Source organism: Qingshengfaniella alkalisoli, assembly GCF_007855645.1.
GTDB classification, from domain to species: domain Bacteria; phylum Pseudomonadota; class Alphaproteobacteria; order Rhodobacterales; family Rhodobacteraceae; genus Qingshengfaniella; species Qingshengfaniella alkalisoli.
In genome coordinates this window covers 1,375,108-1,399,606 of sequence record NZ_CP042261.1, presented here as the reverse complement: position 1 = coordinate 1,399,606, position 24,499 = coordinate 1,375,108, and the positions used below count along the sequence as shown (strand labels likewise).

General features: G+C 56.7%; 23 protein-coding genes and 1 pseudogene. 14 read left to right on the top strand and 10 right to left on the bottom strand.

What is annotated here, in order from left to right; translation table 11 throughout:
• The first annotated feature begins 59 nt into the window (after positions 1-59).
• The 4 genes from FPZ52_RS07120 to FPZ52_RS18875 all read left to right on the top strand — a co-directional run bounded on the left by FPZ52_RS07120 (position 60) and on the right by FPZ52_RS18875 (position 4,159).
• The gene (locus FPZ52_RS07120; RefSeq protein WP_146364796.1) at positions 60-2,183 is read left to right on the top strand and encodes a type I secretion system permease/ATPase; all 2,124 of its coding nucleotides are present in this window, start codon (positions 60-62) and stop codon (positions 2,181-2,183) included.
• On the top strand, positions 2,180-3,346 hold the full coding sequence (locus tag FPZ52_RS07115; protein WP_146364795.1) for a beta-barrel domain-containing protein: 1,167 nt from the start codon (positions 2,180-2,182) through the stop codon (positions 3,344-3,346). The genes FPZ52_RS07120 and FPZ52_RS07115 overlap by 4 nt, the downstream gene beginning before the upstream one ends.
• Positions 3,347-3,413: 67 nt before the next feature.
• A complete protein-coding gene (locus FPZ52_RS07110) occupies positions 3,414-3,842 on the top strand; it encodes an outer membrane protein assembly factor BamE (protein WP_146364794.1) in 429 nt (142 codons plus the stop codon).
• A 143-nt stretch (positions 3,843-3,985) separates the two neighbouring features.
• Entirely contained in the window at positions 3,986-4,159 is a 174-nt protein-coding gene (locus tag FPZ52_RS18875) for a hypothetical protein (protein ID WP_168201278.1), read from the top strand.
• Between the two features lie 73 nt (positions 4,160-4,232).
• Here FPZ52_RS18875 and FPZ52_RS07105 read toward each other — a convergent pair whose 3' ends face one another.
• A complete protein-coding gene (locus FPZ52_RS07105) occupies positions 4,233-4,850 on the bottom strand; it encodes a hypothetical protein (protein ID WP_146364793.1) in 618 nt (205 codons plus the stop codon).
• A 133-nt stretch (positions 4,851-4,983) separates the two neighbouring features.
• Complete coding sequence (locus tag FPZ52_RS07100) at positions 4,984-5,979, bottom strand: alpha/beta hydrolase (protein WP_146364792.1); 996 nt, start codon at positions 5,977-5,979, stop codon at positions 4,984-4,986.
• 189 nt (positions 5,980-6,168) lie between these two features.
• On the opposite strand from FPZ52_RS07100, the gene FPZ52_RS07095 reads away from it, so the two are divergent.
• On the top strand, positions 6,169-6,588 hold the full coding sequence (locus tag FPZ52_RS07095) for an Rrf2 family transcriptional regulator (RefSeq protein ID WP_146364791.1): 420 nt from the start codon (positions 6,169-6,171) through the stop codon (positions 6,586-6,588).
• 75 nt (positions 6,589-6,663) lie between these two features.
• On the opposite strand, the gene FPZ52_RS07090 is transcribed toward FPZ52_RS07095, so the two are convergent.
• Positions 6,664-7,107: a GNAT family N-acetyltransferase gene (locus tag FPZ52_RS07090; protein WP_146364790.1), complete on the bottom strand. Its 444-nt coding sequence runs from the start codon at positions 7,105-7,107 to the stop codon at positions 6,664-6,666.
• A gap of 126 nt (positions 7,108-7,233) precedes the next feature.
• On the opposite strand from FPZ52_RS07090, the gene FPZ52_RS07085 reads away from it, so the two are divergent.
• From FPZ52_RS07085 to FPZ52_RS07075, 3 genes are all read left to right on the top strand, one after another.
• A complete protein-coding gene (locus tag FPZ52_RS07085; RefSeq protein WP_240804310.1) occupies positions 7,234-7,602 on the top strand; it encodes a winged helix-turn-helix transcriptional regulator in 369 nt (122 codons plus the stop codon).
• A gap of 321 nt (positions 7,603-7,923) precedes the next feature.
• Positions 7,924-8,373: a MarR family winged helix-turn-helix transcriptional regulator gene (locus FPZ52_RS07080; RefSeq protein WP_205758572.1), complete on the top strand. Its 450-nt coding sequence runs from the start codon at positions 7,924-7,926 to the stop codon at positions 8,371-8,373.
• On the top strand, positions 8,366-9,073 hold the full coding sequence (locus FPZ52_RS07075) for a deiodinase-like protein (protein ID WP_146364787.1): 708 nt from the start codon (positions 8,366-8,368) through the stop codon (positions 9,071-9,073). Before FPZ52_RS07080 ends, FPZ52_RS07075 begins: the two co-directional genes overlap by 8 nt.
• A gap of 148 nt (positions 9,074-9,221) precedes the next feature.
• Here the strand turns inward: FPZ52_RS07075 and FPZ52_RS07070 are convergent, their stop codons facing one another.
• Positions 9,222-9,986, bottom strand: a complete 765-nt coding sequence (locus FPZ52_RS07070; protein WP_146364786.1) for an HAD family hydrolase — start codon at positions 9,984-9,986, stop codon at positions 9,222-9,224.
• A 201-nt stretch (positions 9,987-10,187) separates the two neighbouring features.
• Positions 10,188-10,946, bottom strand: a complete 759-nt coding sequence (locus FPZ52_RS07065) for a Stf0 family sulfotransferase (RefSeq protein ID WP_146364785.1) — start codon at positions 10,944-10,946, stop codon at positions 10,188-10,190.
• 212 nt (positions 10,947-11,158) lie between these two features.
• Here FPZ52_RS07065 and FPZ52_RS07060 point away from each other — a divergent pair.
• From FPZ52_RS07060 to FPZ52_RS07035, 6 genes and pseudogenes are all read left to right on the top strand, one after another.
• Positions 11,159-12,102, top strand: a pseudogene (locus FPZ52_RS07060) (tyrosine-type recombinase/integrase).
• Between the two features lie 6 nt (positions 12,103-12,108).
• The gene (locus FPZ52_RS07055) at positions 12,109-13,317 is read left to right on the top strand and encodes an IS91 family transposase (RefSeq protein ID WP_146364784.1); all 1,209 of its coding nucleotides are present in this window, start codon (positions 12,109-12,111) and stop codon (positions 13,315-13,317) included.
• Positions 13,318-13,757: 440 nt separating this feature from the next.
• A complete protein-coding gene (locus FPZ52_RS07050; RefSeq protein WP_168201277.1) occupies positions 13,758-14,552 on the top strand; it encodes an aminoglycoside phosphotransferase family protein in 795 nt (264 codons plus the stop codon).
• A gap of 185 nt (positions 14,553-14,737) precedes the next feature.
• The gene (locus tag FPZ52_RS07045) at positions 14,738-15,700 is read left to right on the top strand and encodes a DUF2332 domain-containing protein (RefSeq protein ID WP_146364782.1); all 963 of its coding nucleotides are present in this window, start codon (positions 14,738-14,740) and stop codon (positions 15,698-15,700) included.
• Positions 15,701-15,940: 240 nt separating this feature from the next.
• Positions 15,941-16,573 carry a tyrosine-type recombinase/integrase gene (locus tag FPZ52_RS07040; RefSeq protein WP_146364781.1) on the top strand — a complete coding sequence of 211 codons (633 nt, stop codon included), beginning with the start codon at positions 15,941-15,943 and terminating at the stop codon, positions 16,571-16,573.
• A 256-nt stretch (positions 16,574-16,829) separates the two neighbouring features.
• Positions 16,830-17,276, top strand: a complete 447-nt coding sequence (locus FPZ52_RS07035) for an AAC(3)-I family aminoglycoside N-acetyltransferase (RefSeq protein WP_420851710.1) — start codon at positions 16,830-16,832, stop codon at positions 17,274-17,276.
• Positions 17,277-17,496: 220 nt separating this feature from the next.
• On the opposite strand, the gene FPZ52_RS07030 is transcribed toward FPZ52_RS07035, so the two are convergent.
• The 5 genes from FPZ52_RS07030 to FPZ52_RS07010 all read right to left on the bottom strand — a co-directional run bounded on the left by FPZ52_RS07030 (position 17,497) and on the right by FPZ52_RS07010 (position 24,396).
• Positions 17,497-18,504 (bottom strand): Fic family protein, encoded by a 1,008-nt coding sequence (locus tag FPZ52_RS07030; protein WP_146364780.1) that lies wholly within the window; start codon positions 18,502-18,504, stop codon positions 17,497-17,499.
• Positions 18,428-18,880, bottom strand: a complete 453-nt coding sequence (locus tag FPZ52_RS07025; RefSeq protein ID WP_146364779.1) for a Fic family protein — start codon at positions 18,878-18,880, stop codon at positions 18,428-18,430. Before FPZ52_RS07025 ends, FPZ52_RS07030 begins: the two co-directional genes overlap by 77 nt.
• A gap of 429 nt (positions 18,881-19,309) precedes the next feature.
• Positions 19,310-21,598 (bottom strand): nSTAND3 domain-containing NTPase, encoded by a 2,289-nt coding sequence (locus tag FPZ52_RS07020; protein WP_146364778.1) that lies wholly within the window; start codon positions 21,596-21,598, stop codon positions 19,310-19,312.
• Positions 21,599-21,700: 102 nt separating this feature from the next.
• Positions 21,701-23,863, bottom strand: coding sequence for an ATP-binding protein (locus FPZ52_RS07015; RefSeq protein WP_146364777.1), 2,163 nt, complete (start codon positions 23,861-23,863; stop codon positions 21,701-21,703).
• Between the two features lie 266 nt (positions 23,864-24,129).
• A complete protein-coding gene (locus FPZ52_RS07010; RefSeq protein WP_146364776.1) occupies positions 24,130-24,396 on the bottom strand; it encodes a helix-turn-helix domain-containing protein in 267 nt (88 codons plus the stop codon).
• Between the last annotated feature and the right edge of the window lie 103 nt (positions 24,397-24,499).

Here is a 24,499-nt window from a genome sequence, read left to right as displayed (position 1 = left end):
GCCAGCAGTATTGCAGAACATCGCAACTCTAGCCCCCCTCAGGCAAGGTCGGGCATGAGATGAGCAAGCCGCATCTTCTTCCCGACGCCCCGTCTGCGCAGGGTTGGATGGGAGCGGTACTGCGTGTCGCCGCGTACTACCGCATTGCCGTCTCGCCCGAACAGGTCCGGATTGATCTGGCGTGGTCGGGTGAAAAGAACCAGCTGCGACGCCTGGCGCGGTCTGCGGGGCTGGGGGTCGAAGAGATCAAACCGCACCGCAATGCCGTTTCAAAGCTGCGCTTGCCGGTCATCGCCGACTTCGGCAATGGTGAAATCGGCGTGATCGAGCGCGAAACAAAGGACGGTTTCGGCGTCGTGGTTGACGGCATGGGTGGCCTTGAAACTCCTTTCACGCGCGACGAACTCTTTGCGAGTCTGCAACGGCTCTTCGTGCTGCGCCCGGTATCGAGCCGCCCGGACCTACGGATAGACGACTATATCGCGCCGTGGCGTCCGGACTGGCTGCGCAGCATCGTTCTGGCCGATATGGCACCCTATCGGTCCGTGATGATTGCCTCGCTGGTGGCCAACACACTGGCACTGGCCGGGGTCATCTTCTCGATGCAGGTCTATGACCGGGTGGTGCCGGCGCAATCCATGAACACGCTTTACGTGCTGTTCATCGGGGCGATGATGGCGATGGGCTTCGCGCTGGTGATGAAGATCGCCCGCGGACGCATCACGGATGTCGCGGGCAAGGCGGCCGACCTGAAAATATCGGACCGCGTGTTCGGCCATGCGCTTCGGGTGCGCAACACCGCACGGCCGCGTTCAACCGGCACGTTCATATCGCAAGTCCGCGAGCTTGAGCATGTGCGCGAGATGCTGACGTCGACAACAGTGGCAGCGGTCGCAGATGTGCCGTTCTTCCTGCTGTTCTGCGCGCTGTTCTATTACATCGCCGGACCACTGGTCTGGATCCCGCTGGTCGCGATGGTCCTGCTCGTTCTTCCGGGATTGCTCGCACAGAAACGACTGCGCCGCCTGGCCGAGGCGAACACGCGCGAAAGCGCGCTGCGCAGCGCAATGCTTGTCGAAGCGATCCAGGGGTTGGACGATATCAAGGCCCTTCAGGCCGAGACGCGTTTCCAGAACCTGTGGAACCACTACAACGAGACAACCGCAGGATCTGCGATGGAGCTTCGCGACCTGGTGGGTCGGCTGACCTCCTGGGCGCAGTCGGTACAGGGCGGGGTGTTTGCCGTGGTGATCTTTTTCGGGGCACCCATGGTCATGGCGGGGGACATGAGCACCGGCGTGCTCGTCGCGGCATCGATGCTGTCCTCGCGGATGCTGGCACCGCTGGCCTCCGTCACCCAGATTCTCAACCGCTGGCAGCAGGCACGCGTTGCCCGTGAGGCGCTGGACGGATTGATGGCGTTGCCGGTGGACTCGCCGGAAGAACAGCAGCGCATTCACAAGCCTTCAATCCACGGCGCCTTTCGCCTCAAGAGCGCGGTCTTCGGCCACGACCCGCAGACGCCGGTTCTGAAGGTCGGGCAATTGCGGATCGCGCCGGGTGAACGGATCGCTATTCTCGGCCGCAACGGCGCGGGAAAATCGACCCTGCTGTCGGGGCTGGCCGGTCTGCTGGACCCCTTGCAGGGCGAGATCCGTGTCGATGACGTGGTGATGGGCCTGGTCGATCCGGCCGATCTGCGGCGCGATATCGGGTTCATGGGGCAGGGGGCGCGGCTGTTCCACGGCACCCTGCGCGAGAACCTGACGCTGGGCGCGCCGGGAGCGACGGATGAGGCGATTCTTGCGGCGCTTGGTGAGATGGGACTGGACGACTTCATTCGCAAGCTGCCCGATGGATTGGATCACCTGGTGCAGGAAGGCGGCCTTGGGCTGTCCGGGGGGCAACGTCAGGGGCTGTTGCTGGCCCGGCTTCTGCTGCGCGATCCGAACGTTCTGCTGCTCGATGAACCAACTGCATCACTCGACGAGGTATCTGAAGCTTCGGTGATCGAGATGCTGTCAGGACTGGAGGCCGAGGTTTCGGTGATCGTGGCAACGCATCGTCCGGCCGTGCTGCGGATGGTGGACCGGCTGATCGTGGTCAGCAATGGCACTATCGCGATGGACGGACCGAAGGAACAGGTGCTGGCACAGCTGCGCAGCGGGAAGGTTGCGGCATGAGCGCAGTGTTGGTGAACGAAGAGACGCGGCCGCAGCGTCTGATGGTCTGGCTCGTGGCGGCCATGCTGTCCGCATTCTTCGCCTGGGCCTGGTATTTCCCGTTGGCAGAGGTTTCGAGCGGCTACGGGACAGTAGTGCCGAGTTCGCGTGAGCAAATGATTCAATCCCTTGATGGCGGGGTCGTCGCGGAGATTTCGGTCAGAGAAGGCGATATTGTCGAGAAGGGCGAATTGCTCGCCCGGCTCGATGCGGATCAAACGGTATCGAATGTCCAGGAGGCAGCGGCGAAATATCATTCCGCCATCGCTGCAGCTGCCCGGCTGCGCGCCGAACTCGACGGGGCCGCCGCCGTCGAGTTTCCGTCCGCGCTGGACGGTGAACGGTTCGACCAATTGCGTGCCAATGAACTGGCCCTGTTCCGATCGCGTCGGGCCAGCCTGGACGACGCGCTTGCCGGGTTGAACGAGAGCCTGGACCTGACCCGGCAAGAGCTGGAGATTATCGAGAACTTGTTGAGCAGCGGTGCCGCAAGCCGCGTCGAAGCTATCAGGTTGCTTCGCGAAGTCGCTCAGACCGAACTGGAGATCGTTCGGTTGAAAGCCGATACCCGGGTGCAGATCGGCGAGGAATTGCAACGCGTGAACGCAGAAGCGGAAGTTCAGGCATCCGTTATGCGGGGACGGTCGGAACAACTGGAGCGCCTGACCTTTCGTGCGCCCATGCGCGGCATTGTCAAAGACATTGCAGTGACGACCATCGGCGGTGTCGTTCCTCCCGGCGGGCAACTCATGTCCATTGTGCCGATGGACGAACAGTTGCTCATCGAGACCCGGATTTCGCCGCGTGATATCGCCTACATCCACCCCGGACAGCGGGCCATGGTCAAGGTCTCGGCCTATGATTACGCAATTTTTGGCGGGCTTGAAGGTGAGGTGGTGACGATTTCGCCCGACACTGTACGCGACGAGGTCAATCCTGAGCAGGTCTATTACCGGGTCTATATCCGTACTTACGACGATTACCTGGTCAACAAGGCCGGAACCCGGTTTCCAATCGTCCCGGGCATGATCGCGACAGTCGATATCCGGACAGGGGAAAAGACCATCTGGCAGTATCTCATCAAACCTTTCAACCGGGCACAGGAGGCGCTTCGTGAACGTTGATTTCCGTGTGTGCCGTATCCGGGCAATGGGCTCCCTAATTTCCGATGGCTGAACAGAGGTTACCGACATGAAACATATAAATGGGCGCAAAGTATTGTTCGCGTTGCTTGCAACTGGATTGCTCCCGCTAGGGCATGCAGTAGCGCAGGAAACCGAACAACTGAACCGTGTGGACCCCCGGCGAGAGTTTTCGACAGTTTGGCGAGCCTATCCCGAGATGGATGCGGAATACGCGCGCGCAGGCACGCAGCTCAGTGTTGATCAGGTGCGTCAGGTCACGATCGGGCAGAGTCAGGATGAACTGTACCAACTGCTTGGCCGGGCGAAGGTCGGCTATCCCGACGGTTCGTGGGAATACCACTTGTCCCTCCCTCTGGTCGGAACAGATCGGTTGGTCTGCCAGTATCGCGTGTATTTCGACGAAGAGGATCGGGTGGAACTGGCGGTCTGGCGCCGCCCGCAATGCGCTGATCTGGTGCTCGACGAGCAGAGCTGATCCCGTCATGTGCGTCGCCGCCATCAGATAGAGGCGCCGTTGCCCGTCGGCGAAGCGTAACGGCAATATCAGACTTTGCCCATCGTCAAACAAATTACCGCGCGGACAGTTCCGCTGCGGACCGATGGAGATATGTCCAAGCGATGGCGAAGAGAAAAATCGCTACCAACCGGGCTCCCGCCAAAAGCCGGGCGGCCCGTCCTATCCTGAAATCCAGCAAGGACCACTTCGTGGGAGAGATGGTCTTCAACCTTGGTGACCAGCGTCAGCGCCTGGGCTGCGGGAGCAAGCTGGAACATGATCCGCTCTTTGCCTGATCTACCGGCTCGGGTTCGCGGAGCTCGAGGAGCAGCTTCCTGCTGTCAAGTTCGCCGGCATCGATGGCAAGGGTCACGCGCGGTCGGGACAGGACGATGAGTTGGCCATGGCGATTGTCGGCAGCAATGCGATCATGGGACAGGAACTGATGAGCGCGATTGGTGATCTCCCTGGATTTCGGGTCGGTCCATTTTTCGCAGGCGACAACGTAACCTTCCGGGCAAGCCTCGATGACCGTGCCCCGGCGCGGTCCGATACGGATAGTGCAATCCGTTTCCAGGAGGTGGTGGCGTGAAGCGAAGGGGGCTGCCATCCGGCTCCTTCCGGGATGCAGATGACAGAACGCTCGGTGATCGGCTCCCAGTTGACCACGTCGACGATGCCGGGGCGGATTGCGCGGACCACGCTCCACCAGCCGGCCTTTCCGACCGACGACTGGCGGAGCAATTCCCGAATGGCGATGGGCCGGGTCAGCCCGGCCAGTTCAGACCTGATGAACAGATCCATCTCCTGGTTCGGGTGACGGGCAGCATGAAAAAGCTTGGCCCGTTCTAGATGGACGGGATCGATATCGCGCTCGCTGATCACGCAGACCCGGTCGATCCCACGCACCAGATGGTTCTCTGGGATATGCGTCTCGAGATCGAACTCGTAGAACAGTCGCGGATGCGCCTTTAGAGTTCCCAACATCCCGTGCCCTCCCGCTCCCATAAATCAAGGAAATCAGAAGCTTCGACTCCGGGCAAGCGCGGAGTTTTCAACACCATCAGCCAGTACACGACATTAGCTGAGAGCGCGAGCGGCGAGCGACAGCGTTCTATGGTTATTGATGTTGCGGCGTGACCTGCGCAAGGAAGTGCAGAAGGGTCTCGGTCACCCGTGTTGCTTGTTCCTGGGGTGCCCAGTGTCCGCACGCCTCGAGGAAAATCGGCTCGCGCAGCTGTGGGGCGAGATCTTTCTGTCCCTTGATCATCTGCATCATGCCCGGCATCGACAGTCCGGTATCGCGCGTACCGACCATGTAGAGCGCCGGCACCTCAACCTTTAGGCCGGCGAATGCCGATTGAAGCGCCCAGTTGCGGTCGAGGTTACGATATAGGTTCAGCCCGCCGCGAAAGCCGCTCTCGGCATAGTCAGAAACGAAAACCGCCAGATCCTCACCGGACAACCACGGCAGGTCACGCTCCGGCATTGGCAGAGACGAGAGCAAGCCACGTTCCCGCGACACCATTCCAAAGGGATTGGGTGTTCCGTCTCCCTCCATGCGGGGGCCGGCCTGGCTCGAAGCCGCATAGTAGATTTTGAGCAGCGTTCGGCGGATATCGGCTTCGAACTCCTTCTCTGCGACGCCTTCGTCCTGGAAATAGAGCGTGTAGAAGAGGGTATCCCCGGCCTGCGGAAATATCTGTGTCGGCGGTATCGGAGGCTGGCCCATGATCGGCACACCGACTGCAGCGACCGCCGAGAACAGGTCTGGACGTAATAGTGCCGCGTGCCACGCAAGCGTTGCGCCCCAGTCGTTACCGACGATAACCGCCCTCGGCGCTCCAAGCGCGTCTGTAAGGGCAACCATATCGGCGACGAGGTGCTGAAGCGCATACGCCTCGGTGTCAGCGGGAGCCGACGTTCCCCCGATCCCCCTCAGGTCGGGCGCAACAGCGCGGTAGCCCGCCTCCGCGAGAGCAGAAAGCTGGTGGCGCCACGCATAGGACGATTCAGGAAAGCCATGGCAGAGCAGGACAAGCGGCCCCTCACCGTGGTCGGCAATCCGCATCCGGAGGCCATTGGCCTCGACATGTCGGTAGTTTAGCTTTGTCATAGGGACTTCTCCATGGGGTTTCGCGTCTGCGCGCGTGCGTCTGATGAAAGGCACAAGAGCTGGGGCCGCGAGAACTCCGAAGATTTGACGACGATTCACCGTGGCGCTCCATTCTGTAACATGCGATGTGACATATACGCGGTACGACCGCATAATGTAACCCAAGATGATACACTTTAGGATTCTAGCGTGACATCCGACCTCAGGCTTCCCCGCGTTCTGCACGCTCTGATCCACCTATCGCTCCGGGAGCGGGTGATGTCCTCGGCCGAGATCGCCACGATGTTATCGATCAATGCCGTTGTGGTCCGGCGCATGCTCGCTGGCCTGCGTGAGACAGGGCTGATCGAAGCAACGAAGGGACGAAGTGGTGGTTGGCGCGTGGTGCGATCGCTCGACTCCATATCGGTCGCCGACGTGTTCGAGGCGCTCGATCGTCCGGGTTGGTCCGCCCCCTCGGAGTCACGCGATCACCCAGGCTGCCCAGTGGAGGGCGCGGTGAACAGCACGCTTACCGACATCGAAGCGGAAGCCGCGCGTCAGGTCCTCGCGCGATACGAGTCCCTGAGCCTGGGCGATATCGCTCGGATGGCCACGGATACCAAATGACCGCTTCGTCCCGCATCCCGGTCCGTCAGGCGGCGCGGGACGGATGACGGTTTCGAGCCCTTACGGGCCCAGAAGCTAAAGGGATTTGGCGAGCATGAGCGTGTCGTTCCCCTCTGACTTAAAACCGCAGCTTTCGTAGAAGGATCGGGCCGTGATCGTGCTTTGCAGGCGACAGCAGTGAACACCCCTTGCTCGTAAAGTTTCCTCCAAGGCAGCGAGAATGGCTTTGCTGACACCTCCGAAGCGTGCTGCCGGATGGACGTAGTTCAATAGGATGTCGCCGCTCAAGATGGCCATACCAACGCCGATGATCATCCCGTCCCGTTCTGCCACCAGCACTACGGCGTCATCCCGCCGGATCCACTTGCTCCAACCCTCGAATGTCTTGTTGCCAAGCCAGTTTTCGATTTCTGTCGGATCATTCTGATGATCTGCGGTGCATAGTTCGGTAATCGAGCGCCTCAGGGTGCTAATGGCCTCTGCAGCGTCAGATTCGATCGCTTGCCTGATCTGAATCATATTTCTTCCTTTCGACACGAGTAACTTACTGAGATCCTGATCTCCTTCCTTACATTTCCGGGCCCGCTAGAGGTTCCCTGAGCGTTCAGATCACGGCGACTCTGGACTCACCAAATGGGAAGCCCAATGCTTGAACCAACCATCGCCCGCCGCCCCAACGACTGCCCTGCCGAAGACTGGCTGGGATTCCTTGGTCACCGCTGGAACGCCCTGGTGCTGTGGCATCTATCGGGCGGGCCGAAACGATACTCGGAACTCCTGGCGCTCTTGCCACGCATCTCGCCCAAGGTCCTGACCGAACGGCTGGCGGGCATGACCGCGCGCGGCCTGGCGCGGCGGGATGAGACGAACACCTACCCGCGCGAAGTCACCTACAGCCTCACCGCCCAGGGCGAAGCCTTGCGCTGCCTTCTTTCTGACCTCTACGACTGGGCTGCCGTTGTCGCTCAAGAAGACTCAGCTACTTTCCGGGTCAAGGATGAGCCGACACGCTGACATTCATCGCGTTGCTGCAAATCGTGGCCAATGGCCGTTAGGAAAAGGCTGCATCGCGACAATACCATGAGGTTTAAAGGGGCACTTTGGCCCGAGGCCGCTGTTTCCCCCTCGCAGAGAGTAGCATGTTCGCCTTGCTTCTTCTGAAATTTTACAACTCCCCATTCATCAGTTGGCGACGTTGGTGATTCCCAAGGATAGCTACGATTCATCGCAGTCCGCTATGGAAGACGTGCCCCGTTGATGCTGCGCGGTCAGATATGTGTCGTCCTTCGAGTTCATATTGATTGCTGTTAGCAATTAATGTAATTAGCAATAATGATGAGCTACGACAGCCTTCCGCACTACTGGGTAAACCATCTGGGGTTTCAGCTCCGAAAGGAGCTTGAGGCGGCCTTCGCTGCCAATGGTCATCGCGTGACCGGCGAAGAATGGGCCCTGCTACTTATCCTGAACAAACATGAACAATTGAGTCCGCGCGACCTGTCGCAACTGACCCTACGCGACCCCACAACTGTGTCGCGCCTGATCGACCGACTGGAACGCAAGGGGCTGATCGAGCGTATGCGTGCGCGCAGGGACCGTCGGGTCGTGGATATCGCAATGACCGCTGAGGGCCGTGCCCAATTTGCAGGTCTTGCGGAAACTGCGAATAGCATCATCGACCTCTCTCTGAGGGGAGTTACTGCCGAAGATGCAGAGCTGATGATTCAAGTGCTGAAGAAGATGTCAGAAAACCTCGCCGCCCAAGAAAGGACGCAAGATGTATAACTACGGCCAATTCAGCGCCAAGGACTACGATCTTGTCAATTTTCGCGGCCCGCAGCCAGGCACCGCCGCCCCTGATTTCCACCTGACCCGAGCCGAGGGCGGCCAATCCCGTCTTCTTGAATTTGACGGCACTTTCCTCGTGCTGGAAATGGGGAGTCTGACCTGTCCGTTATTTCAGGGACGCCGGAGAACCATGGTTGCACTGCACCGCGAGCACCAGGACGTGGACTTTGCTGTGCTCTATGTACGCGAGGCGCATCCAGGTGCTGCCATTGCTTCGCACCAATCAGACGAAGAAAAGCAAAGCTGCGCGGCACGACTCCGTTCAGATGGGGAAAACCGCAGGATATTTGTTGATGACCTGGATGGAGCAGCCCATCAGGCCTATGGGGGATATCCGAACTCGATCTTCATCATCAATCGCAACGGCTGTGTTGTCTATGCTTCGGACTGGAATAACCCTGAAACGACAGGCCGGGCATTATCCCTGCTGAAACAAGGCAAGGCAGCCAGCGTGAAATCCTGGTTCAAACCCGTGCCGCCATCAGTAAGCCTGAAAATACTACGCGCGGGCGGTAAGGGCTCCATGGCTGATTTTCTGCGCGGGCTACCTCGGCTGATCTGGAACAATCTCGTGCTTCGCAACATTCGCCTTCTGTGCGGAAAATCGAGTAGTATTCCCCCTGATGTCAGATGCTAAAGCGCGCCTACTTGTTTCGCGCCAACTTTAGTCATCCACTCGGCATTGTTGCGGAACTCGGCGTCATGGGGTGTTGATCCCGGTTAAGGATAACCCAACGGTGGGGAAGCAGCCGACACATCCCATTAGCGGACATTAACCAGGTTGGTCATCGCTGCGTCGCAGCTTCCCTGAACCGGTCCTTGGTGGCAACGTGCAGCATCGTCTTCCAGTCCGGGGTCCGCAGTGCGGGACTTCGCAGACCTTCAGGATATGTCTTCCGAGGCAATAAGGCCACAGCAATAGCTCCCTCTATGATACCAGAGGCAATCACATGACCCATAGCGTGCAATTCGTCCGAAGGCGCAATCAAGTCAGGCACTTGCACGGTTTGTGCTCCTGATGCGATTGCAGCGCGCGTTCCTGTTTCGCTATCTTCGAACGCAATACAGTTTCTTGCTTGATACCCGAGTCGATCCGCAGCTTTATAATAAACTTCCGGGTCTGGCTTGTGCCTTATAACCTTGTCTCCCCCGATCACACATTCGAAGTGTTCTAGAAAGCCAGAAGATCCCAGCTGCTGACAAGCCCTGTCCGTCTCAGTTGATGTTGCAACTGCCAGAGAATATCCTTTATCGGCAAGCATTTGAACCAGTTGCAACGCACCTGGCTTTGCAGGAATTTCGCGCCCAAGGGCCGCGTCAATACGTCGGTCCCACTCCCGACTGAAATCATCAAAACTGACATTGTCGCCAAGGCTGTCACCGATAATTCTGGCAGGCTCTTGCCCGCGAAGCCCGACACACCTGAGAAAAGTGTCGGGGCTATCGGAAAGTGCGAATATTCGCCTCGTTTCGACAAAGCTCTCAAGGCAAACTTTCTCCGTGTCCAGCAAAAGGCCGTCCATATCGAATATCACTCCGGGCAAAATCATTGAGCAACCTTCGATTGAGAACCTACTGCATCACTCGGGTCTTTTGCTTGCAGAAACTCTGTGGTCAATCGAATAGGCAACAAGACTCTGAACCTGCCGCTCACCGCCTGTTGTGCGGACGGCGGCACAGCGGGACAAACCAGCCGTCTGGCGGAACGAACCGAGTGCCAACTTTTGCGTTCGTTTGCGTATTGCATAAACTCAGCTCTCACTCTCAAATCGATCTCGCCACTCACGGCTCAATTCGTCAGCAAGCTTTGCTGTTGGCGCCTCGACAGACTGGGCTCGGCTTGGATCAAGGTTCAGCGCGGAGAGTACCTGCGCCAAAACCTGTTTAGGGTCTATCGACAGGGCGTCATAATTGATGCGCATTGGCTCCATCGCCTCCAGTTCGAACCATCGCTCCCAAGCTTCGTCGAGTGCTTCGAGCGCGATCATGTGGCGCTTGATAGCGGCGGCGTCATATCGCGGTTCCTGCGGAGGAGCGAGGCGCTCCAGCTCTGTGCCGTCAGAGTTGCGATGCCACAGGCCCGTTTGCTCGGCACGAACACGCGAGATAGCCTGATTCAGCCGGTCTGGACGGGAAAGATGGATATATAACGTCGGGCCAAATGCTTTTCGAATTCGCTCGACATCGCTCATGCGGCCCGGCAACAGCAGTTTTAGTTGCTGCATGAAGTGGTCGAAACTGCCACGCTGCATTCGCAAACCAAAAATATCTGTATCGCCTTTGCCCCGCGACAAGGCGGCCTTGAAGATGGCGCGAACAGCTTCTTCTTGCGAAGCATAATCGATGTGCTTCAGGCAGTAGTCATCCAGCCAATCGTCGAGCGACAACGAGTGAAAGTGCGAGTCCGGGTTTCCCGCGGCGTTTGTCGCGGCAAGCAATCCGCACAGTAGCGTGCTTCCACTGCGTGGGGCAGTGCAGATGATGTAAGATCGAAAAGGTTTGCTTGTCATAGCGCGATTCCTCTTAACGCTTTACCGCTCCATAGCAGCCCTTCGAGAGCGACGCAGCATTTGGTAAAACGGGCTCGGGCACTAAATCGCTACGCGATAGTGGCTCTGTGTGGTGGGCGTTGCGCTGAACTGGGATTTGCTTCGCGGTTTTCGATGCCGGGTGTGTGCTGTTGGCCGAGGTGATTTTGCCTCGATTGACAGAGGGCTTTCCCATGAATGTTCAGCATTCCACACCGACGACCCCCCTTCGCGCGCGCATGATTGCGGACATGTCGGCACGCAACCTCGGCGCGGCATCGCAGACCGGCCACTTGCGCGCCTGCAAGCGATTTGCGGCCTGGCTCGGGCGCTCGCCGGAGACAGCGACACCAGATGATGTACGGGATTTTCAGCGGCATCTGATCGAGAGCGGGACGAGTATCTGCACCCGCAACCAGACGATGACCGGGGTGAAGTTTCTGCTCCGGGTCACCCTGCGGCGACATGATCTGGCGGCCGAGGTTTTCCACCTCAAGGAGCCGGTGAAGGTGCCGCTTGTGCTCAGCCGCAATGAGGTCAAACGTCTTCTGGCCATGGCACCCGGCCTGAAGGCGCGCGTGATGCTCTCGCTCGCCTACGGGTGCGGCATGCGCGCGGGCGAGGTCGTCCGGCTGAAGGTCGGCGACATCGACGGGGAACAGAAGATCATCCGCATCGTGCAGGCCAAGGGCCGAAAGGATCGCAACGTGATGCTGCCCGCGGATATCCTGGGCCTGTTGCGCGAGTGGTGGACCGAACGCCCGACCGGCCAGGACACGGGCGTGCCCGGGCCCGATCGCGTTCTCTTCCCCGGCTATCGTGGCAGGCATCTCTCCGCCCGCCAGATTTCACGGCTGTTCAAGGAGGCGACGCGGACGGCAGGCATCACCAAGCCGGTCACGCTGCACACGTCGTGTCGAAGACGCGCCTCCGGCTCGATGCGCCATTCGTTCGCGACGCATCTTCTGGAGCGCGGCGTGGACATTCGGGTCATTCAGGCGCTGCTCGGGCACACCAAACTGACCACGACCGCGCGGCTCATGCCAGCGTTGCTACCGGCATGATCTCGGCGGTGGCGAGCCCGCTGGACGATTTGACCGCTGCGAAGCGCAAGACGGGTAAGAGAGGCGCTTCGTAAACCGCCTTGCCTCAGTCACGGCTGGAGGTTGCGGGTATTTTCCACGCCCATGGGCCTGCCTGGCGGGTGGCCAACGCGGGCCATGTCAGCCTCGATCAGTTGAAGGTGATGAGCGCCATCGAGCGCTGCCGCACGGCGGCGCTTGGCGGCCATATCGCGCGATGTGAAGACTGTGGGCATGAACACATTGCCTACAACTCTTGTCGGAACAGGCACTGTCCAAAATGTCAGGCGGGTGCGGCAAAGGCATGGTTGGCGGCACGGGAGGCCGAACTTCTGCCTGTCCGGTATTTCCACCTTGTCTTCACGCTGCCAAAACCGATCGGCGACATCGCGCATCAGAACAAACGTGAGCTCTACAACCTGCTGATGCGGGTGAGCGCGGACACGGTGATCAGGATTGCCGCCGACCCCAAACCCCTTGGCGCCCGGGTCGGCGTCACATCCGTGCTTCATACTTGGGGCTCGGCGATGACGCATCATTCGCATGTCCACATGATCGTGCCGGGTGGCGGCCTGTCTGCGGACAGCACCAAGTGGATCGCCTGCCGTAGGAATTTCTTCCTCTCCGTTCGGGTTTTGTCCCGCCTGTACCGCCGCCTCATCCTGGACGGGCTGGCCCGGCTGCACAAAGCCGGGAAGCTGCACTTCTTCGGCGATCATGCCGAGCTTGTTGATCGTGCGGACTTCGACACTTTCCTGCAACCGCTGCGCAAGATCGATTGGGTCGTGTATGCCAAGGAGCCCTTCGCTGGACCCAGGGCCGTGCTGGCATACCTGTCGCGCTACACCCACCGTGTCGCGATCTCCAACAGCCGCCTGATCCGCGTGGACGACCAGAGCGTCACCTTCCGCGTCAAGGATTACCGCGTCAACGGCCCCGGGCGGCATACCACCATGACCCTGAAGACCGACGAGTTCATCCGCCGGTTCCTGATCCATGTCCTGCCCAAGGGGCAGCATCGCATCCGCCACTACGGCTTCTTCGGGAATGGCAACCGTGCCGCCAATATCGCCAGGATCAGGGAACTGCTTGGGGCCGAAACACCAGACCAGCGTCACGTTTGTGATGACACGATCGACGAAACCGATGCGCACCGCGGCGTCCTCGCGCTGCCATGCCCCTGCTGCGGTGGGCAACGGATCATCGTCGAAACGATCGCGCCGCAACGACATCCCAGAGCGCCGCCAGGAACAGCGAGGGCCGCTGCATGACACGCGCGCCAAAGACCGGAATTCCAATCCCCACCGCTCGCGACACCGCTTGCGACCCGACCGGCATGCCCCCAGCCCGGATCGTAGTGGTCAGAATGGTGTCGATATCCGCGAGGGGCGACGCATGTTCATCAAAGCTCACAAGACCCGCGCCGAAGCTGCCTGCAAGAGTGCAGTCAGCCCAACCTGCGCAACGAGACCTTGGGCAATCAACCGCTTCAAATCCCCATAGACCCAGCTGATCCGCCCAATTCCAAACCCGCGATTGCCCGCTTGAGCGCTTCTCCGACGCCAGGCAACGCCGTGTGTCACTCAAACGTCGCCCGTGGCGTCCGAGAAACCTGCATCGCTCCCAACCTTCGCCGCGCGCTGGTCGAGCGGCAGAAATGCGAACTCGAAAGCAGACTTTCGAATGTGTTGCCATGTGCTACCATGCAACCATGGAAGATGAACCTTCGGAAGTTGCTCTATCTGGCGGGAACGTCAACACCGTTGTGAAGGCTGGCAACACTGTTAGGCGCAAGATGTCGCCTCAAAGCCCAAACATCCATGCTTTGCTATTGCATCTCGAAGCGAAGAACGTCGCCAGTCCGCGCTTTCTAGGTATCGATGAGGAAGATCGCGAAATACTGTTGTTCATCGAAGGCGCAACAGACTTTCCCAAAAACCTATGGGACAACGAGGATCATGTTGTTGCTAGCGCAAAGTTGCTGCGGGATTTGCACGATGCCTCGCTCGACTTCATACCGCCGGAACCCGGCAACTGGGCGTATGCATACCCAGATAAATGCCAGCACGAAGTTATCAATCACAACGATTTCGCCCCATACAACATGGTTTTCGGGGTGGATGGCGCAACGGCAATCATAGATTTTGACCTTAGCGGGCCAGGCCCTCGCTGCCGCGACCTCGCGTATCTGGCCTATTGGATGACGCCGCTTTCGTTCGGGGTCGGTGACCTCCAGAAGAGGTCAGAGGCGCAACTAAGGAACGGATGTCCGCGATTATCGCTCTTGTGTGCGACCTACGGGTTTGACGATTTAGAACAGGTATTGGCGATGGTATCTGATGTCCTACATCACATGAGCGATGAAGGCGTGGCTACAAGCATGATCGGTGAAGAGGCTGCCGAACGTTTGAAGCTAGGGGGGCATTTCAAGCATTGGTCGAATGAAGCTTTCGCTTTCGACGAAAAGCTTCCCGCGTTAGTTTCTGAACTGTCTGCGCGCCGCTGAGTACAGGCCGACCTTGGTAGGATTGGACTCTCTCCGGGCTGCAGCCACAGGCCCCTCCAACGGCGGCAACGCGGGACATAGGGTGAATTCGCTGCGGTTGCGAGAATGTCTGCAAAGCAACCCACTCTGGATCGAACGGCCAAAAAAGCCTTTCGTAGTGCATGTGTTCTCCGTAATTTTTTCACATGAGAAAAAGCCGGAAAGAACTCGCCGACCGCTATCTTGCATTTGCACACCGTGAAGCGCATGGCGTCTCGCCAACTTACGAAATCTACGCGACCTCGGCGGCTGAGAATGATGACTTACTTGACCGGCTTTTGGAGTTGCCGGATGGAAAGCAGCAGCCAAACCTGCTGTTCGCGTCGACACGCCATGTTGTAGGCCTGCCGGATGCTGGCCTTGACTTCGCTCAGCACGCCTTGGCGGCGTGGGATGAGCTGAGACCCGTCATCCTCCGTCGGTCCACACAAACAAACGAACCTGGGCGCTGTGCCTGCCTCCTTCCGGCGCTTGCACAGTTCGATGAACCCCTTGCCATTATCGAAGTCGGGGCTGCGGCAGGACTATGCCTTCTTCCCGACCGCTACGGTTACGACTATGGCCGCGCCATGCTGCGCCCCACAGAGCGTGGCGCCCCAGTTTTTCCATGCAAAGCATCCAACACAACCCCCATTCCAACCTCTCTTCCTGAAATAAAATGGCGCGCGGGCCTTGATCTCAATCCGTTGGACGTTCGCAGTGACGAGGACATGCAATGGCTCAAGACACTGGTCTGGCCGGAACAAACCGAAAGGTATTCCCGGCTGGAAGCGGCAATCACGCTTGCCAGACGTGATCCGCCGAATGTCATTGCAGGTGATCTACTGGAAAAAACTGAAGCGTTGGCCGCACAAGCTCCTACAGACGCACGTCTCGTGATCTTTCATACCGCAGTTCTGAATTACGTCGCACCGGAGGTTCGCAAAGAGTTTGCGACGCTCGTCCATGACCTTGGAGCGGAATGGCTTGCGAACGAAGGCGCCAATATCCTTCCCAACGTTGCATCAACGAATATGTTAGAGGATCGACCGGGGGCATTTGTTCTCTCTCACAATGGTTGTGCAATTGCTCGAACAGGCCCGCATGGACAGTTTGTAGATTGGCTTTAGGTTGGCGAGAGCGCTTCCGTTGTGCTGAAAAGGCAGTCGTTCGAAACCATTGCAGCATCGGTTGAAGTGATGCAGGTTTCTCGGACGCCACGCGCGACGTTTGAGTGACACACGGCGTTGCCTAGCGTCGGAGAAGGGCTCTTTGCTGACGTCGGAGGCAGCTCGGCATGTTGTGATAGAGTGCTCCGGGCAACGTCGGGTTGTCGCTTTGGGAGGGCATGGCGGATCGGAGGATCAGTCATGGAAACACCAAACTTACCGGCCATTCGCGCGCTTCGCCCAGCCTGGAACAAAGGACGTATCGTTGGCCAGAAACGACCGCTGAAGCCCAAGCACGTATGGGCGATCCGAGTCCGACTTGAACTGGCCGAGAACCACCGTGACCTGGCACCCTTCAATCTTGCCATCGACAGCAAACTGCGGGGCTGCGATCTGGTCAAAATGAAGGTCGTCGATGTCATGGCATCTGGCCAGATCAAGGAACGTGCGTCGGTTCTGCAGAGCAAGACGCAAAAACCTGTTCGCTTCGAAATCTCGGAAGGTACCCGAGCCTCGCTCGAAAGATGGATGCGGGACCCGCTGATGGTCGGATCCGAATACCTCTGGCCCGGCCGGTTCCACGAGCGAATGCATATATCGACCCGCCAATATGCGCGGATTGTCCGTGATTGGGTGACGTCGATCGGTCTGGAGGCGAGCGCATACGGCACGCACTCGATGCGGCGCACGAAGGTGACGCAGATCTACAAAAAGACGGGCAACCTGCGTGCAGTCCAACTGCTGTTGGGCCACACGAAGATGGACAGCACCGTTAGATATCTCGGCGTCGAGCTTGAGGATGCTCTTGCGATTGCAGAGGCCATTGAAATCTAATGACTTGGGTCGTCTTCAGGGACGGCCCAAACCCGACCTTCATGCCTAGCGCTGGTGCCGCATTGCGGCTTCCCGAGACCGGCCATTCGTCCATCGAGCAGCATTTTCGAGGGGCGAAGGTCCGGTGAGCGGGACTTTCTTGTCGTTGGGTGTCCGTTGCAGAAGGTCCGCATTCATTTGGCTTACAAGGCAGAGTATACTCAAGTCTAGGCTTCAAAGGATATTCGATGTGAACCCAAGCACCGACCTCGACAGCATCACCATCCATCGATTGGTCTCCGGTGACTATCAACATCTCGACGCAATGCTTGACCTCTTTGCGGAGGCCTTTGACGATCCGGAAAGCTACAGCAGTGCGAGGCCCACACCGGACTACAGGCAGGCACTTCTCGCACGGACCGATGTCGTCGCGCTGGTGGCTTTGGCGGGCGAGAACGTTGTCGGCGCACTTGTGGCGTATGAATTACCCAAATTCGAGCAAGAGCGCTCAGAATTCTACATCTACGATTTGGCTGTCGCGGAAAAATGGCGGCGTTGCGGTGTTGCAACCACAATGATCGATGACCTTAAGTCCATCGCAAAAACGAATGGCGGCTGGGTTATCTATGTGCAGGCAGATTATGGCGATGAACCTGCCGTTGCCTTGTACACGAAGCTCGGTACCCGCGAAGACGTTATGCATTTCGATTTGTCGTTGGACTGATAGCGGCCGTTCGATCCAGTCGCAGCATCAGAAAATTGGGCTCGCTCCCAACCTTCGCCGCGCGCTGGTCGAGCGGCAGAAATGCGGACGAAGTGTGAATTCGCTGCGGTTGCGCCAATGGCGGCTTTCAGACAATGCGCCAGATATATTTTTTGGGTTCAGTTCAGTACCCGGGCAACACTTCGGCCGCAATTACGGTCACTGGCACATCTGCTTTTACCTAGACGCCGTTCTTGTTCTCAAACAAGTCACTATACAAGTGTTCGATAATGTCGTTGGCTGTGAATTCAGTACTATGCTCCCACTGTTCGATTTGTTCGTGACGACCCTGCCTCATCTTTCCGTTGAAATAGTAAACGTACAGATCTTCCGCATGGAAAAGCAGCTCCCGGAGCCTAATGTCCGGATCTGAAAATTGTCCAAAGTCGTATTTTTCATGCGGCTTACCGCCAGTGAACCTTAGGCTAATTATGGGTTCGCCATCAACGAACGGGTCAGAAGGAAAGCTCAAGTGTTTTCGGAAATATACAACAAACCGGTAAGCTCGGTCCCCATCAACAATGAGAATCTGACCGAAGAACCATGTGGCGGTTGCTCTTTTACCGGCTCCTAGGTTCTTCCAAGTCTTAAAGTCGATTATCGGGTATGACTGGTGCTCAACCGAAAGTACATCTGACACATCACTGATTTCTTGAGCGGTAGCTTCAAATGCTGACTGGATTTCGTTCATTTTGTGGGCCCAAACTAGATATTGCTTGTGCTGAGCCCCTTTCTTTTTGTCATCAGCTTTTTTGGCAAGTCGAGCCACCCACTTTGACCGCTCTTCCCTCTCCATTGCTATGCCGCTTGCTTTAGCGATCACACTAAGCTGGCGGTTGGCGATGATTGCTACAAGACCATCCCAATCATCATTGTCCGCGTCAGCCAAAGCATCATAATAATCATCACGCAAAGCAGAAGGTACCCCTGTTGGGAAGAGTTTTCCTGATAACAATGCGAAATCTTGCAACAGCCTAGCAGTCCTACCGTTTCCATCCAGAAACGGATGGATGTGTGTGAAGCGGTTGTGAAGCCAAGCAGCTCTAATAACAGGGTGGGCCGTATCATCCTTGACGTAAATCGCGATCATATCGTCAATCAAACTTGGCACACTACCGTGCGCAGGCGGGGGTAAAGGCTGCTTGGGATATTTTGACATCTCTTTCGCGGTAACACCCAGGCGTTTCACCAACCTTGTCTTCAATTAAAGCATGAATTTGTCGCAATAATGCTGCGCTCAATCTTTGCCCATCTTCCGCAGCATCAAGTGTAAGCTCATCCGCACTCAGAGCGTTGAGCACTTCTTGTTCTGACTTTGACGATGAATCATTGACCGTCATCGAGTCCATGATCGCCAATGTTTGCCTACGAGTTGCGACAATGCCTTCCATATTCAAACTCGACGTCACCCGATCAGGTAAGAATGCCATTTTTATTCGACCCTTGACGTCATCACTAAGCGGCCTCAACTTGTTGAACTCTGTTATGGCAAGATCAACTTGCTCCAAAAGTTGCTCAGTATCTTGCCGCAACTTGACCCTTGAAGGCGTTCCGAAATCGATCATTTAGGCTCCCCTACCCACATATTACAAGGCTACTCAGAAAAGCGGCTTAGATATGTGAGAACTAGAATTATTTCTGGTATTAGAATAGCATACATCGGCTTCACAGGCTTGCAAGGTAACCCAGTCGGAATACTCGCCACACAAAAAATTTTCGCATCCTTTACACCCATCCAATACACTTCCCGTAGCTGCCAGCTACATGCTGTCTTGCTCATAACTTGACAAAGCGGACCTTGGAGTGCTCCGCAGCATTTGGAACTTTGGTGAAGGTTTTCCAACGCGGGTCGTGGTCGCGCCAGTGCGCAGCGTTCCAACGCGACCCGCATCAGAAAACCTTCACCATAGCTGCCGTTGAGTCATCACAAAACTTGCTGCGCTGTCGGCCGTCGAAGCAGCCATTCGCCGTACCAGCAACAGGGCAGAATCCGATCATTCGTCCACATCCCGAAAGAGACTGTGAAGACCTGCGTTCTGAGGAGTAGATGTAGCGACTGGCGCGGACGTCGAAGACTGAGGCTCGTAGTCTTCCTCCATTTCGTCGACAGCGTGACGAACCTCCCGATGCAAAATAAGCATGGGATCTGGACGAGAAGATTCTTTCCCTACTTCATCGATAGCACGACTGATCGTCTCTATCGCCGTCTCCAAGGCGTAGAAATGATCCTCCGGTGGATAGTCGTTTGACCATTCCTCTCGCACTGCGCGCACGTAATGCGGAATGTTAGGCAGCACTTTGTCTCGGGCGAGAACAGCCGCTTGCTGGACTTCTTGCTCAGTCAGAATCGTTTCTATGTAGTCGGCTTCAAAAACGCTTGGATCGGCTTCGTCCTCCAATGCTTGGAGTAGCTTGGTTGCTAGGTGGTCACGCCAATCGATAGGCAACACCTTCTGCCGATGCAGGTTCACAAGGAAGCTCGCATCGGGATCCTCGTGGATCGGCGATATGAAGTGTCGCGCACCTTCAAGAATATCTGGCCTACGCATCAGCATGATTTGTGAAAACGCGACGTTCGAACGGTAGGACACAAAAGTCCGCAAAGCGCCTGCGGCCAAATTCCCGATCCGCTCAAAAAGAAGCTCGTTTAAGGTCGCGGGAACCACCATGGGCGCGCCTTGAATCGTCACCCCGGCACAAACGACAGCGTATAGGATCGTTTCCGGCTTTGCTCCACGAAGGTAAAGCTCGACGAGCTCTGGAGACTGAGCGAGATAGCGCGCAAATGCATCACTCACAGTGGGATGTTTGTAGGTCCAATAGGGGCCATGTTCGTCTTGCGCCAATAGCAAAAGACTACCGCTAAGCGTTTGCAACTCGCGCCGCGTTGCGGCTTCTGTACTACCAAATGCGCTCACAGCGGTTGACAAAATCGAAGAAGTTACGGGGGAACGGATAACTCCGCCATTCAGAAATATCGTTGCAATTGCTGCCTTGCAGTCATTCGAAAGATTGGAAATGGTGTCGAGAAGGAATTGCTCCGGTCTCTCGAAAAAACCAACAACGTCGGCTTCCTTGATCGTTAGGTCACCCGCAAAGAAGAGTGAACCGATCCGGCGTGCAGTCTCTGGGAGGAAGCTTTTTCTCTCAGCGATAGCTGGAAGAAACTCCTTAATCGCAGATCGAAATTTCTGAGGCTGATCGCCAAATTTAAGGTGGTTGTAAAGGATCTGAGCCTTTTCAGCGTTGCTCAGTTGTTGGACGTCAATAACAACTTGGCTCGTTTTCATCACCGGAATAGCCTGGAGCTTAAGGTCCGCCTGAGCCGCTTTCCAAATGTAGTCGCGTGATGTGATTAGAAACCGGGTGCCGCGCTTCATTGCGCCCTGCATCAGCGGGAATACCTGGTTCCATGCCTCTGCCGTTTGGCGCTGATACTGGGTGTTCCCCCACGCATCATCGATCCAGAAAAACTGGGCAACATCCGGGCTTAGGTGCCGCTGTACGTCTTCTGGTGATGTGGCTCGTATTGTCGAGCTGCGCCATATATCGGCCGCGCCAACGGCGATGCTCGCGCCAATTGTTGATTTCCCAGCTGCAGGCGGACCGAGTAGGAGCACGACATTGTGCTTGCTGATCGCCCGTACACTTCGACGATGAGCCTCAGTGACAACAAGCCGTTGCAAATCTTCACCCATGGCGCTGAGGATCAACTGGGCCTGCGCGTAGGCGCGCGCATCGAGTACGTCGTTCAGATCGCCAAGCCCATATAGGCGCGGGGCCATCATCCGGAGCCGTGAAGAGGTGCGTATCTGACGGTTAATGAAATCGCTACCAAAAATACGGCATCGACCAACCCCGACGCCTTGAAACGCGGCACGGATAGCAAGCTCGCTTTCACCCGTGATCGCATGATTCGTTAGTATGATGTAGTCGAGGGCCAACCCCTTTTGGGCAAGTCTTTCAGCCTTGGCAAGTTCATCACTCAGCATTGAGAGACTGAGATTATTGGCCTCCTTGGAGGTGAACTTGCATTGGATCGTTGATTCACCAGCGGCTGGATCATCACCTTCCCAACGACCTACAAACGCTCCATCACGTCCGGCATCGTTGCCCGGCAGAAAGTTCTGGACCGGCCTGCGAAGGCACTCCTCAGCTACCCCGATGCAGAGATCTTGAAAGGCCTTCCAACCCAACTTGTGCAAGGGATAATCGCCAGCGACAGCCAGTAGAGTTGCAGCCGTGCTGATTTCGGGCTGTGTAGGTTCGGAATTTGTTGGCATGTAGACGTGGTGCCTTCAGTTGCTGGGCTGATGATCGGATGCTGGCTGCTTAACAATCACTTACTCTTGAAGGGCGAACGACCTCATTCCCGATAGTTTCTGCTAGAGCGCTTTCACTTCACTATAAACTTTGCGGAGGTGCTCGTCTGACATGTCCAGGATCGGCTCATACATGAAGGAGTTCAGATGGATGTTCTCCGGTGTCATAAGAACCACGCGATCAATGGTCCGGATAGCGGCGTGACCTGGAAAATCATGCTGAAAGCGCCTCAAGAGGTCCGTCGTCTGATTGCCGGTTATGCCTGCCAGCAGACTCTGGTCGTTGATCCGCCCCAGCATATACTGTTCTGCACGTAGCCTAGTGGCGACCGAGAGAACGATCTTGTTTTCGAAGTTGGCCGCGTCTCCGTCTTGTAGGCAGCCGTCCGCTTCCTGATAGACTAGGTCGAGCACAGAACCTCCGGACGGAGTAGCGTTCACTGGTGCGCTGCCGAAGATGGTCTGGTAGATTTGGAAGAGATCACTGTCCTGAATGCCAAGCGTGCCATCCTTGACGTGAAGCAGCGAGGTCAACGTCGCGTAGTCTGGGTCGGTTTCGCCTTTTGTGTATTCCACCAAGTTCCTCATAAAAGGAATTGAGGCAATCCGTTTTCTCGGCTCGCTCCCGAAATGCACCTTCCAGTCATTGACGAAGACGTTCTTGATCCCGATAGCCTTGTTGACATCGATACCTTCTTCTTTTCTTGCGACCATGAAGCACGAATTGTAGCTGACGAAACGGCTCTGAATTGTCCTAAAGAAGTCAAAGTTGTGGGTGAGGATGACCTGTCGAAAATTATCGTCTTCTGAGATATCCTTTAAATACTGGATGATCGCATATTTGTTCTTATAGTCGAAGGAATCTGCAATATCGTCGACGACAATCAGCGTTTTTTGACCCGCCTTCCGCCGCGCCTCAATCTCGAAGATGATGTTCAGAATGTAGAACGCTCTGCGTTCGCCCGTACTGAGGACATCAAGGAGCGCATCCCTTTCGACCTCTTTTCGATCATCCCCTTCTTTGAAGGTGAACCCAAGTTTCGGAATCTTGTCCTCGTCGAGCACAACTGAGACGAGATTCTTCACCTTGAGTTCAAATGGGACGAAGAACCGCTCGTTAAAGATCTCTATGACTTCTTGCCATGCAGTCCGTTCACTACGGGCAGCTTCCTCGATCTCTTTCCTTCGTTCCGCAGCGGCGCGAATCTCCTTGACCAGATGATCGAAGGCGTCCCGGTGCTTAACGAAATAGCTCTTCCAGACCCGCTCCTTGAAGTCTGCGACGTTCTCCAAAGCCGGAAGAACATCTTCATGGTCAGCAACGAACTCCTTGAACTCTCTGACATTGGCATTCTTGTGGAGGAGTTTCTCGACCGCGTCGAATTTCTTTCGCAGTTCGGCATCTGACGTGATGCCCTCTTTCTCACCCTTGACCAATTCCTCCAGTTGTTTCTTCGACGTGATTTCGACCTTCTCACCGGAGTTCAGGCGAATGCTGTGAGCCGCATCGAAAAATCCGTTGTCAGCGAGGGCTTTCGCGATCACGTCGGCGTTATAATAGGTAAATGTCCCGCGCTTGAAATACTGGGACTGGTCAATAAGTTCATTGAAGCGCTTGATGTAGTCTTCGAGTGCCTCCCGCACCTGCTCCTGCTGGAGCATCTCGACAACCTTCGGGTCGAAAACGAGATCGTATGGGATTTCAGCGAATGGAGCTTCCGGCTGCTCGTCTACTTCCGCAGCGACGCGATTGATCGCGATGAGAAACTGTTCGGGGGTCTTGGTGAACGTCGACGAGATTTCGGCGGCGAGGTCCTTCTTTGATCCCGACTGGACCTTCAATGCGGCGAGAAGCACCTTTTTCGCGCCTTCAATGCCTTCGTTGAGTTTCTGGTGCTCTTTTCGAAGAGCCGAATTAACGAGAAGGGTGGAGGTCTTTTCGCTGCTTCCGAAGTCCTCATCGTATGGCCGAATGATGAGGACGGATTCCGGGTCTAGTTCGGCGCCGTTCTCATCTAGCACCGACCGTTTCGTAGGGCGGTCCGGGAACATCCTGTCGGACGATTTCTTCTTGTCGGCGATGTCTTGGAACGTCCTGGCGAGCGACGATTTCATGGCGCCGTTTGGTGCATATAGCGCAACGGCCTTGCATCTCGTGAATTCGAAAGCCTGCTCTAACTTTCGAATTCCATAACAATACTCTAAATCAAGCTTCAGCGTACGCATGAATCGCCCCCTATCAATTTATGTTTGGGAGAGTAGCGGCCATCGTCTGACTTGGACAAGGGAAGCGGACTAAAATGCCGACATGGTAAGTCAGTTGCAGAACGCTGGCGACCTGATCAGCTTCCGAGCGTCGGCAAAGATGGGCATAGCGGTCATTCGTTCTACCGCGCAGCGAACTTCCGCTCCCCGTTCTAGGTTCCAATGGCTACGCTGAGACAAAAATAGCCCTCTGACTTTGGGTACATTGTTTCGCGGCAGGTCAGTCGTCATCTGATTTTGGGGATGGAGACGATACCCTGCTTGGACCATCCGTAGATCGTTGCGCGTGACACGCCGATCATCTTTGCGACGTCTTCCGCACGTACTCCCTGGTCCAGTGCCGCCTGTGCCTTCCGGACATTCTCAGGCGTCGCGAAGCTTGGCGCGCCGATGCCCGGACGTTCGGACTTCGCGGAAATACGCAAGCGGGCCGCGCCCTTGGCATTGGTCGGATCGACAAGGTGAGGTTCAAGCCATACTGCCCACCTGCGCAAAGCGTTCCCAACCCTCAGCTTCGAGGCTTCTGTATTGTCATTCGTTCTACCGCGCAGCGAACTTCCGCTCCCCGTTCTAGGTTCCAATGGCTACGCTGAGACA